The organism is Pseudonocardia autotrophica, assembly GCF_003945385.1.
GTDB classification, from domain to species: Bacteria; Actinomycetota; Actinomycetes; order Mycobacteriales; family Pseudonocardiaceae; genus Pseudonocardia; species Pseudonocardia autotrophica.
Window position 1 is genome coordinate 2,933,715 of record NZ_AP018920.1, and the last position, 9,229, is coordinate 2,942,943.

17 protein-coding genes are annotated in these 9,229 nt (G+C 69.9%); 2 read left to right on the forward strand and 15 right to left on the reverse strand.

Going from position 1 to position 9,229, the window contains the following annotated elements; genetic code table 11:
- Positions 1-264: 264 nt before the first annotated feature.
- The 14 genes from Pdca_RS37550 to Pdca_RS38015 all read right to left on the reverse strand — a co-directional run bounded on the left by Pdca_RS37550 (position 265) and on the right by Pdca_RS38015 (position 7,652).
- On the reverse strand, positions 265-1,884 hold the full coding sequence (locus tag Pdca_RS37550) for a helix-turn-helix domain-containing protein (protein WP_125911406.1): 1,620 nt from the start codon (positions 1,882-1,884) through the stop codon (positions 265-267).
- Positions 1,877-2,191, reverse strand: a complete 315-nt coding sequence (locus tag Pdca_RS13935) for a hypothetical protein (protein WP_125911407.1) — start codon at positions 2,189-2,191, stop codon at positions 1,877-1,879. The genes Pdca_RS37550 and Pdca_RS13935 overlap by 8 nt, the downstream gene beginning before the upstream one ends.
- Positions 2,188-2,427 carry a hypothetical protein gene (locus Pdca_RS13940; protein WP_085915729.1) on the reverse strand — a complete coding sequence of 80 codons (240 nt, stop codon included), beginning with the start codon at positions 2,425-2,427 and terminating at the stop codon, positions 2,188-2,190. The genes Pdca_RS13935 and Pdca_RS13940 overlap by 4 nt, the downstream gene beginning before the upstream one ends.
- 43 nt (positions 2,428-2,470) lie before the next feature.
- Positions 2,471-2,944: a hypothetical protein gene (locus tag Pdca_RS13945; RefSeq protein ID WP_085915730.1), complete on the reverse strand. Its 474-nt coding sequence runs from the start codon at positions 2,942-2,944 to the stop codon at positions 2,471-2,473.
- On the reverse strand, positions 2,941-3,297 hold the full coding sequence (locus tag Pdca_RS13950) for a hypothetical protein (protein ID WP_085915731.1): 357 nt from the start codon (positions 3,295-3,297) through the stop codon (positions 2,941-2,943). The genes Pdca_RS13945 and Pdca_RS13950 overlap by 4 nt, the downstream gene beginning before the upstream one ends.
- On the reverse strand, positions 3,294-3,491 hold the full coding sequence (locus Pdca_RS13955) for a hypothetical protein (RefSeq protein ID WP_085915732.1): 198 nt from the start codon (positions 3,489-3,491) through the stop codon (positions 3,294-3,296). The genes Pdca_RS13950 and Pdca_RS13955 overlap by 4 nt, the downstream gene beginning before the upstream one ends.
- A complete protein-coding gene (locus Pdca_RS13960; RefSeq protein ID WP_125911408.1) occupies positions 3,488-3,811 on the reverse strand; it encodes a hypothetical protein in 324 nt (107 codons plus the stop codon). Before Pdca_RS13960 ends, Pdca_RS13955 begins: the two co-directional genes overlap by 4 nt.
- A gap of 116 nt (positions 3,812-3,927) precedes the next feature.
- A complete protein-coding gene (locus tag Pdca_RS13965; protein ID WP_085915734.1) occupies positions 3,928-5,058 on the reverse strand; it encodes a hypothetical protein in 1,131 nt (376 codons plus the stop codon).
- Positions 5,055-5,789, reverse strand: a complete 735-nt coding sequence (locus tag Pdca_RS36070) for a hypothetical protein (protein ID WP_125911409.1) — start codon at positions 5,787-5,789, stop codon at positions 5,055-5,057. The genes Pdca_RS13965 and Pdca_RS36070 overlap by 4 nt, the downstream gene beginning before the upstream one ends.
- Positions 5,790-5,993: 204 nt before the next feature.
- Positions 5,994-6,146: a hypothetical protein gene (locus tag Pdca_RS35575; protein ID WP_158092303.1), complete on the reverse strand. Its 153-nt coding sequence runs from the start codon at positions 6,144-6,146 to the stop codon at positions 5,994-5,996.
- The gene (locus Pdca_RS35580; protein ID WP_158092304.1) at positions 6,143-6,316 is read right to left on the reverse strand and encodes a hypothetical protein; all 174 of its coding nucleotides are present in this window, start codon (positions 6,314-6,316) and stop codon (positions 6,143-6,145) included. Before Pdca_RS35580 ends, Pdca_RS35575 begins: the two co-directional genes overlap by 4 nt.
- A gap of 102 nt (positions 6,317-6,418) precedes the next feature.
- On the reverse strand, positions 6,419-6,634 hold the full coding sequence (locus Pdca_RS13975; protein ID WP_085915735.1) for a hypothetical protein: 216 nt from the start codon (positions 6,632-6,634) through the stop codon (positions 6,419-6,421).
- Between the two features lie 182 nt (positions 6,635-6,816).
- Positions 6,817-7,140, reverse strand: coding sequence for a hypothetical protein (locus Pdca_RS13980; RefSeq protein WP_125911410.1), 324 nt, complete (start codon positions 7,138-7,140; stop codon positions 6,817-6,819).
- 233 nt (positions 7,141-7,373) lie between these two features.
- Positions 7,374-7,652 carry a helix-turn-helix domain-containing protein gene (locus Pdca_RS38015; RefSeq protein WP_373865500.1) on the reverse strand — a complete coding sequence of 93 codons (279 nt, stop codon included), beginning with the start codon at positions 7,650-7,652 and terminating at the stop codon, positions 7,374-7,376.
- A gap of 112 nt (positions 7,653-7,764) precedes the next feature.
- Between Pdca_RS38015 and Pdca_RS36380 the strand changes: the two genes are divergently transcribed.
- Together Pdca_RS36380 and Pdca_RS13995 are read left to right on the forward strand one after the other, a co-directional pair.
- On the forward strand, positions 7,765-8,550 hold the full coding sequence (locus tag Pdca_RS36380) for a helix-turn-helix transcriptional regulator (protein ID WP_197719985.1): 786 nt from the start codon (positions 7,765-7,767) through the stop codon (positions 8,548-8,550).
- Positions 8,551-8,622: 72 nt separating this feature from the next.
- Positions 8,623-8,904: a hypothetical protein gene (locus Pdca_RS13995; RefSeq protein ID WP_085915738.1), complete on the forward strand. Its 282-nt coding sequence runs from the start codon at positions 8,623-8,625 to the stop codon at positions 8,902-8,904.
- A 71-nt stretch (positions 8,905-8,975) separates the two neighbouring features.
- On the opposite strand, the gene Pdca_RS14000 is transcribed toward Pdca_RS13995, so the two are convergent.
- Positions 8,976-9,158, reverse strand: coding sequence for a helix-turn-helix transcriptional regulator (locus tag Pdca_RS14000; RefSeq protein WP_085915739.1), 183 nt, complete (start codon positions 9,156-9,158; stop codon positions 8,976-8,978).
- Positions 9,159-9,229: the final 71 nt, after the last annotated feature.

The following is a 9,229-nucleotide window of genomic DNA, read 5'->3' on the forward strand; positions in this document are numbered from 1 at the left end:
GCGGAACCAACGGGGCGGTGTCGTCGGCCGGGGCCGCGTACCACGTGCGCCATCGGGACGACCAGCACGTGCCCGGGGGTGACCGGGCTCAGCGGTCGGAAGATCCACACGTTGCCGCAGTCCTCGACCAGGTCCACCGGGGCCCGCCCGGCGGTGATGTCGCAGAACACGCACTCACGACGGTCGACGGCCCGGAGTGCGGTGTTGCGTTCCCGTCGGCTGATCGCGCCTTCGCCGTAGAGGTCTTCGGTCAGCTGCCGTTCGTCAGGCACGGGCGGTGTCCCCGTCCTGGTCCGGGGACACCGAACCGGCGGGCGGCTCGGTGATCGACAGCGCCCACTGCACGATCTCGGCGGCACGCGGCCAGTCGTCTTCGAGCTCCGACTGTGTGCCCGGGTGCCCCCGGTAGTCGCGGAGCGCATCGGCGACCTGCCACGGCGGGACGGGCCGAGTAGCGGAGCCGTCCGGTGCGGCGGTGTCGTCGGCCGGGGCCGCGGACACGGCCCGCTCGATGAAATCGATCGCTGCGTCGAACGCCTCGCGGAAGTTGCCCAGGTCGAGATACCCCTGGTCGCGCTGGTGGCTCAGCTCCGCGATCACCCTGGGCAGCGTTGTGCCAGGCGAGGGCAGATCCTCGCGGAGCGCGGCCAGCACCCGCCCCGCCTCCTCGGTCAGGTCCGGGTACGCGGCCCGCGCCGTCGCGACCGTGCCGTCCCGGCCCAGCGCCCGCAGCACCGTCGTCACCGGGAGCCGGGAGTGCCCGACGGTGACCTGGCCGCCCTTTCGGCCGTCGAGACGCACTAGCAGCACCTCGTCGGCGGCCGGCTCGTCCTGCCCGGCGGTGTCGTCGGCCGGGGCCGCGAGTGCGGCGAGGATCGGGCGGATCCACCCCGCCGGGACGTCGGGCTCCGCGCCGGACTCCAACGCACCCAGCCGCTGCGGGTGGATTCCCGCCCGTGCCGCGACCTCGTCATGGTGCAGGCCGAGGGCGCTGCGCAGGGTCGTGAGAGCGCGGCCGATCTGCTCGCTGCGGGCCAGCCGCTCGTCCTGCCCGGCGGTGTGTCCGCCCCCGGCCCGCAGCCGCCGGATCGTCGCCTGCGCCTCGTCGAGCGCGGCCCGGACGTCCTCCGGGTCCAGCGCTCCGAGGTCGTCGGTGTTCACCAGGCCGTCCAGCTTCGCCAGGAAGTGGTCCGGGCGCGGCTCGTCGTCCCCGGCCCGACCCGGAGCGGGAACACCGGCACGGAGCGCCCGCCACGCCTCGGCGGCCGCGCCCAGGTCGTCGAGATGTGCCTCGGTCGGGCCGTCGATCACGTCTTCCGCGGCGTCGGCCAGGGCGTCACCGGCGGTCGCGAGGCGGTCCGCGCGCATCTTCCACACGTCGGCCGTCACCATCGCGTCGCGCTTCGCCGCGTCCTCGGTGCGGGCGACGTCGCGCATCCGGTCCAGCTCGGCCCGGGTCTCGGCCAGCTCGGCGCGTAACGCCTCAGTGCTGGAAGGCTCCGCGACACCAGTGTCCGGCTCGTCGGTGGGTGCGGGGACGTCGCGGGCCGCCCGGAGCGCACGGACCTCGTCGCTCAGCTCCAGCGCCAGCTCCTCGGCGCGGGACTCCCGCATCGCAGCCTCGGCGATGTCGTCGGCCTTCCGCTCGATCGCGGCCAGCGCCTCGGCGAGGACGTCGCGGGCCAGCGCGGCACGCACGATCGTCGCCGCGTGCCTCCCCCAGGGCGAGGGCACGTGGACGAGGCGCTTCCGGCCGAACCGCTCTCGGAACGCCTCCACGAACGCGGCCAGCTCGGCATCGGTGATCGGCGTGATGGTGATGGTTACCCGGTGCTCGGTGGCGTCGGTGGGTGCCGGGGTCTGCCCAGCGGTGGGGTCAGACATGATCATTCTCCGTCTCGGTGGTGGGTGTCCCGGCAGCGAACTCGCCAAAGACTCGGCGGGCTTCCAGCAGCGCGTCGTAGTCGCTGTTGCCGTAGCAGTCCGGCTCAGGAGAGCGGCCGTCATGCACCAGCCCTGCCAGGTGGTAGTCGACCATCGCGACGCGGCTGAGTCCGAGATCCCACCGGGCAGGCTCGATGATGTAGTCGCTGACCGGGCCCTGGACTGTCAGGACGTGGTCGTCCTCGTACCACCACTGCGGGTGGTCGAGCGCGGCGATGATCCGTCGGACGCGATCGTCGTAGCTCATCGGGTCTCACCCCCGGCAGCGGACCGCCAGGCGTCGATGCGACCACCGAGCCCCTCCGGGTCCCAGTCCCCGAGGTCGTCCACGTAGTCGGCGAGGGCGTTCCCGGCGTCCGTACGCTCCTCCAGCGTGCGCACCACCTGTAGGTGCGTGTCGGTCCACTCCCGGGCCTCGGCCGTCTGCGGTTCCGTCAGCTCACGCTTGCGCAGCTCCCGCCACACCACCTGCGCGTGCAGCATCAGGTCAGCGTCGCTCGCCTGTGTTACCCACCCGATCGTCGGCTCACCCACGGGCCTCACCCCCGGCAGCGGACCGCCAGGCTCGCGCTGCGTCCTGCATGTTCGCCCGGTCGTCGTGATCCTCGGGACTCATCAGGAAGCGGGACACGGAATCGGCGAGCGGGTTCCCGGCGTCCCGCAGCGCGGCAACCCACCGCAGCAGGGCGATGATGCGAGGCCCCGGGTCGGCGGCGGCCTCCATCGGGTCAGCGCGGAAGATGTCGACGGGCCAGTGCTCGTCGAGCAGCGACATGAGCCCGTCCCACGAGTGCAGCCGGTCCAGCTCGGCGCGCAGACGGTCGAGGTCGGAACGCAGGATCACGGTGCCCTCCCCCGGGCCCGCGACGTCAGCGAACGTCCGGGCGTCGCCCTCGATCGCGAACTGCGCGCCGAGCGATCCATCGGAGAAGTAGACGCACCACCAGCCGTCGACGTGGCGCACCGTCCACGGGGCGGCCCGCTGGTCGTCGGCGCTCATCGCTCGGACTCCTCGGTTGCAGGCGAAGCGGGCGAGCCGGCATACAGCTCCCACCCGTCGGCTTCCTCATGGCTGTAGGTGGTCTCGGTCCACCGGATGAGCCGGGCGAGCGCACCAGCGTCGTTGTGCCGGTCGCGGCGGTGTAGCGCGTCGACCGCACCCCACGGACCGTGACCACGGTGATGCCAGGTGACGGGCTCGTCGCAGGACGGGGCGTCGTGCGGGTGGCAGTGCGTAACGAGCAGTTCCCGCACGCCCTCCGGGACCGGTGGGCAGTCCCATTCGCCCCAGCGGTCGACGTCGAACTCGCCGTCGCGGTACTCGCCTCGGCGATACCGGACGAGGCGGGTCACCGGACATCCCGGGGCGTGTCGTAGAGGTCGGTTCCCCGCCGGTCGTTCTCGGCGCAGGCGGCCGCGGCACCTTCAACGATGTCCGCGGTCGGGCCCTCGAAGTGCTGAGTGCAGAGCGGGCAGGCAGCGGCGTAGTCGCCGGCCTCGCCGCCGTACTGGTAGCCGCCACCGGGAATGAACTTGAACCGGCTCATCGCTCGTCCGCCTTCCATGCGGTGGTGCGGGTGGTCGTCGACACCGTGCGAGTGGTCGCGACGTCGTGGCGCTCGACGTAGACGTTGGTCATGCCCCGGATGCGCCAACGTCCGGCAGCCGTCACCGCCTCGACCTCGGTCTCAAAGGTCTCGACGCCCTCGTCGCCGTCCTCGTCGGTCCCGACCGTCAGCCACTCGACGTGGTGCGTGGTGGTGGGTGCGTCGTCCGGGGACGCGGCGGCTTCCAGCTCCGAGATCCGGGCGGCAGCGTTGCGGAGCATCGTCTGCTCGATCTCCCGCCCGGCTTCCAGCTCCGCCACCCGAGCGCGCAGACGGTCCAACTCGTGGCCACGGGTGTCACCGTGGATCGGGCATTCCAAGATCGTCAGCGGCCAGAACCCCGCCCGCATGCACGGACACGGCCCCCTGCTCCCGCTCATCGCTCCTCCACCCGCTCGGCGCCGGCAGCGGCGAGAGCGGCAGCCGAGATCGCGCCACACACGTCGTCCCCGGACGAGTAGAGCTGTGACACCCACAGCAGACCCCGTCCGATAGGTCCGTGGACGATGACCTCCGCGTCGGCGGGGACGGCATCCCCGCGCACGTCCAGGTCCCGGGCGAGCCGGTAGAACCCGCGCTCGAACCGGGGCGGCTCGGCAGCCTGCGGCTCCGGGGCGGGCTCCAGGTTGTCCGCTCGGACCCCCACGATCCAGGACTCGTTGTCACCGAAGATCAGGTGACGTCCGCGTGCGTCGACCTCACGCAGGACCCCGGTTCGACCGGACGACTTCACCCGCACCCGGTCGCCGACCGCGAACACCGGCTCAGGGGCGGGCGGCTCACCCTCCACGACCGTGCCGTTACCGAGCATCTGCGACCATTCCCACAGAGCCCCGTCCGGACCCCACCACAACCCGTCCTCATCGTCGGCGCGGTACAGCTCTGGACCGCCCTGAAGCTCGTACATCTCCGGGATGTGCACGACGGTCACGTCGTCCGGCGGCGGGGCAGGCAACGACCACGAACGCGGGGACCGGTCGGGCAGCTCCAGCTCGTCCGCGGAGTACCAACCGATCGGGTCGCCGTCCTCGTCGACGAGGAGCCACGACACAGGTGCCTTGAAGTGGTTCACCGTTCCGACGTCGCCGACCCACGCACCGGTCGTGATCCGAGCACGGTCCCCGATCTGCGGGAACGTCTTCGGGGACACCTGCTCGCCGGTACCTGACACAGGCGCGTCAGCACCCTCCGAGTCGCTCACCGAAGTTGTACGGTGCGATTCGATGTCGCCTTGGCGTACAACTCCACCCCGTGCGATGCGGTTCAGGTACTCGGCGACGGCGTCCCACGGGTGCGGAGCGGTCCACGGCGCTTTGTTGACCGCCTCCCGCACGTCATCCGCGGTGATCGGGCGCCCGGTGTCGGCACCCTCCTGGTCGGGACGGAGGTCGGTCGGTCGGAACTCCAGCTCCGCCCCGACGAAGGCGACGAGCAGGTAGCCGTCGGAGTCGTATCCGATCACCTTGCCGGGCACCAGTACCGGGTTGCCGATCTTGAACTCGGTCACGACCGGACCTGCACCATCTGCTCCACAGCCGCCAGCGTCCGCGCCGGCTCAGCCGCAGGCGCCTGAGTGCCCGCGATCCGGTGCCACTCCGCGATCGCACACCGTGTGAACTCGACACGGTCACCTCCAACACGGGCGGCGTAGGCGGCGCAGGCGGCGTCGGCGGCGTAGGCGGCGTAGGCGTCGGCGTCGGCGGCGTCGGCGTCGGCGGCGGCGTAGGCGGCGTCGGCGGCGTCGGCGTCGGCGGCGTAGGCGGCGTCGGCGGCGGCGTAGGCACGTGCGACCTTCCGAGCACTCCGCAGAGCGTCCCTATCCGGCTCCCGCTCACCCAGCAGCTCAGCCACCCCCAGCACCGCCGCACGCGCCCCACCCGCATCAGGTGCGATCCGCTCCAGCAGCGCACGCAACCACAGCCGCAGCGTCACCTGCGAGAAATCACCCGTCCCGACCGTCGCGTGCCCCAGCTCCAGCACAGTCACAGAGCACGCGGGACACAGAAAGTCGCCGTCTCGGTGCGTGCACAGGTTGTCGTTGACCGACTGCACCAGACGCGCCAGCGGCTTCGCAGAGCACGCCGGGTAGTCGGTGATCTCAGTGTCACCATTCTCGTAGCTGATCACATTCATCGCGCAGCCACGACCGCTACCAGCCGCGTGCGAACCCACTGCCAGACGCATCGGGTGAGGGAAATTGAATTCCATGTCACGTACCTCGATCTTGTACTCGGTCATCGGTTCTCCTTCGGTGCCGGCAGCCACGACCAGTGAACGGGGCGTTCCGGGAGGTCACGGCGGTATGTGGCGGGCATGTCGACCAGTGGTGTGGCGGGTGGTCGGGGTGGTGACCACGCGTGTTGGGCGGTCACAGCTTCATCCCACATGTGTCGCATTCGAGTTGTCCGTCGGAGCCGATGGCGAGGTCTTCGTGTGTGCAGCTCATCGCCGGGCCCGTCCTCTCAGCTGCTTACGGGCCCACTCCCGATCCACCTCGGGTAGGAACCGGGACTTGTCGGTGTCGGCGCGCCCTGATGCGACGTAGTAGACGAGGCCGAACCAGACGCACATCAGTAGCCAGTCGATGGTGTTCATCCGATGAGCACCGCCACGATCGTCACCGCGAGCACGAACGCCAGCAGCAGATACGTGTACGAGCCGAGGATGACTGCGGCCTCGACCCGGGCGCGGTGTGAGGTGGGGCGCCGGCGCGGGAACGGCGACGGCCGACGCTCACGCCGCAAAATCGTGTCAACAGTGGTCACGGGCGGCACCCGCCGTCGTGACCGTCGTCGAGGCGGCAGCGGGACACCTGTGTGGGTCCGGTGAACACGGGCAGGTTGCACAACATGGGGGAGTCCTTCACGTCAGGTGAGCTGGTAGCCGGCGGCCAGGGCGAGGACGGTCATGCGGTGCGCCCGCACCTGATGCATCTGCCACATGCGGCCGATCGCCGTGTCCCGGGCCGCACCCAACGGCAACGTGTGGCGTGCGTGCGCGAGGCGGGTGACCTCGCGGTGCAGCTCGCACAGGGTCAGCTGGTGCGGGGGGAGAGTCTGGATATAGCCGTCGTTGAAGACCATGCGCAAATTAGAGCACTCCGTCGGGTGTGATCGGAAGCCGCCAACTGCACTAATCTGCGCACTCGCGGTGAACGTCGACGAGGGTGGTCACCTGCGGGACCGCCACCACCACACCACTGCGGCCAGGACACCCGCGGCAGCCCAACCGGCAAGACCTGCGGCCAGCACCACCAACGCGTACGTCACGGGTTCACCCGCCCAGGTCGGGTCTGGCGCTTCTGTACGTCCAGGGGTTCGGCCCAGCCGACAACCTCCACTGCCAACGCCGTCAACGCTCCATCGGCGACCAGGCCGCGGCGTTCCAGCGAACGCACCGTCGCCGGATGCACACCTGCCGGGAGCGCCGGGAGCGGAACCACATCACCGTCGGCCAGGCCGTCGAGGGTGTGGTGGTAGGCCTCGGACAGGACAATTTTCTGGCGGGCGGTGAGCGGCGACCAGTGCTCGCCGGCGGCGAGAATCAGCCCCAGCGTTTCGATACCGGAGCGGGTCGCCAGCGGGTACATGCGCGCCTGCCCCGACACGGTGGGGCGGCGCTCGACACGGCAGACCGTCACGGGTTCCCCTTCCGGGCCTGCTGCATGTCATCCACCACATCTGACAGGGTCGCGGCGACACCACGCGCATCCAGGCCGAACCCGATGTCGTCGCGGAGGCAGGTGAGGCGGTGGATCCAGCCGGCCAACGCTGCCGTCGGGTCGGGGGGTGGTGGGGGAGTGGGCATCACAGGGCCTCAATCTCACGTTTCGGTGGTGGGCCGTGTCCGGCGTGGGCGTGGTGGGCGTGGGGTGAAGAACTCGTACCGGGACACCGGCCTGCCGAGTGCCTCGGTCAGGACGTGCGCGATGCGTGTCGCCAACTCGCCCGACGGGCGGGCCATCGTCGTTTCAATCCGGTGAACTTGCTTGAAGCTGCATCCCGCCCGTTCGGCGAGCTCGGACATCGTCATCGGTACCGCTTGCCGGAGACGGCGGAGCTGCCGGTCTTCCAGGGGGCGGAGGGGACCCCACGTCTGCATGCGCAAAGTAGACCACACAGGCTGTCGTCGCGCCACGACGGCCACGCAACATGTCGCACCCTGACCGGTGTGGTGTGGCGGATGGCGCAGGTAGATGCCACCATTCAGATTCGTGACGGAACAGCAGACTTCCCCCGCACGTGTGCGCACACTTGAGCACACCGTTGAGTACTCTCCACCCGTGACGGATTGGACAGGCCCGGAGATTCGGCGCCGCCGGAAAAACCACGGCCTCACCCAGCAGCAGGTCGCCGACACCCTCGGTGTCTCACTCGGATCCATCTCAAAGTGGGAAGGCGTCGACCGGCCCCGCATCAGCGACACCAACTCGGCGAAACTCGCCGAACTCCTCCCCGACGACGGCACCGGCGAAGCACTCGAACCCGTTGTCAAGCCACAGCCCGCCGGACCATTCCGCACCGCCGTCGAATGGTCACCCGCGGAAATCATCCGCCGCCGGCAACGCCACGACCTCACCCAGCGACAGCTCGCCGAAGCACTCGGCGTCAGCCTCCGCACCGTCACCGGATGGGAAGCCGAAGGCCGGCCACCATCCGGAAGGCACCTCGCCGCACTGCAGCGGGTCCTGCGGCTCCCCTCGGATGCTGTCGACTACGCCGGCCCCTACCTTGATGAGGCCAGCCGCGACGAACTCCTCGACGCACTGGGTGAAGGCCCGCTACTCCACGAGGCTGATACCGGGCAGGTGCTGCTGCGGCTCGTCGAACTCCACAACCAGGACCGGCGACGGCGGGGGCTTCCGCCGCTGCTCGACACCAGCGGTGTCACCCCGCCATTGGATCTACCAGAGCACCGGACGAGCGCGGGACCCGACCTCGACACCGCCGAACAGGTGAACAGGACGGAAACAAGCAGTCACGGCGGTGACACGCCGTAGTCACAGTAAGCAAAAGTGTGTATGCGGGGGGTCAACCGAAACGGTCACACCGGCATCAACGATCCTGACGGAGTGACCCCCGACGTCGACGCCGACACCCACACCCGCCTCGCCGCACTCGTTCTCACAGCGCAACGACAACTGCCCCGGTTGACCGTGCACGTCACCCCCCATACGCACCACAAGCAGTGGATCATCGACCACTGCTGCAGCCGCATCTGGGTCTCCACCCGGCTGCCACCCGACGACCTGGTCGCCGCCGCCCGCACCGCGATCCACACGCTCCTCGACGAACCCCGCCCGCTACTCGTGCCCACACAGCGCTGCAACTCGCCGGTCATGGCCGAACGGTAGAAGCCCCGCACCACAGCGCGTCCTGTAGCCCTGATGTCGTTGAGTTGCCAGTGACACCAGGGCCTTCGCTGTCACGCGCCCTTCGCTCGCTGCGCGTCCAGCCACGCCTCCACCTCGTCCTGGTAGGCGACGACCCGGCGGCCGATCAGGAACATCGGCGGCCCCTCCCCGCGGTGACGCCACCACCGCAGCGTCGGCAACGGCACCCCGATCATGTCGGCGACCTCGTGGATGCGCACCACCTTGCGTGCCATGACCCCTCCAGTATTCGAGTGATGCGCAAAGTAGAGCACTCACTGGGTGGTGCTGTCCAACACCCACCCAC

Bases quoted from the DNA above. Each gene is read 5' to 3' on its own strand.
- Pdca_RS37550 (WP_125911406.1), bottom strand. From the start codon at position 1,884: ATGTCTGACCCCACCGCTGGGCAGACCCCGGCACCCACCGACGCCACC.
- Pdca_RS13935 (WP_125911407.1), bottom strand. From the start codon at position 2,191: ATGAGCTACGACGATCGCGTCCGACGGATCATCGCCGCGCTCGACCAC.
- Pdca_RS13940 (WP_085915729.1), bottom strand. From the start codon at position 2,427: ATGCTGCACGCGCAGGTGGTGTGGCGGGAGCTGCGCAAGCGTGAGCTG.
- Pdca_RS13945 (WP_085915730.1), bottom strand. From the start codon at position 2,944: ATGAGCGCCGACGACCAGCGGGCCGCCCCGTGGACGGTGCGCCACGTC.
- Pdca_RS13955 (WP_085915732.1), bottom strand. From the start codon at position 3,491: ATGAGCCGGTTCAAGTTCATTCCCGGTGGCGGCTACCAGTACGGCGGC.
- Pdca_RS36070 (WP_125911409.1), bottom strand. From the start codon at position 5,789: ATGACCGAGTACAAGATCGAGGTACGTGACATGGAATTCAATTTCCCT.
- Pdca_RS35575 (WP_158092303.1), bottom strand. From the start codon at position 6,146: ATGAACACCATCGACTGGCTACTGATGTGCGTCTGGTTCGGCCTCGTC.
- Pdca_RS13975 (WP_085915735.1), bottom strand. From the start codon at position 6,634: ATGGTCTTCAACGACGGCTATATCCAGACTCTCCCCCCGCACCAGCTG.
- Pdca_RS13980 (WP_125911410.1), bottom strand. From the start codon at position 7,140: ATGTACCCGCTGGCGACCCGCTCCGGTATCGAAACGCTGGGGCTGATT.
- Pdca_RS38015 (WP_373865500.1), bottom strand. From the start codon at position 7,652: ATGCAGACGTGGGGTCCCCTCCGCCCCCTGGAAGACCGGCAGCTCCGC.
- Pdca_RS14000 (WP_085915739.1), bottom strand. From the start codon at position 9,158: ATGGCACGCAAGGTGGTGCGCATCCACGAGGTCGCCGACATGATCGGG.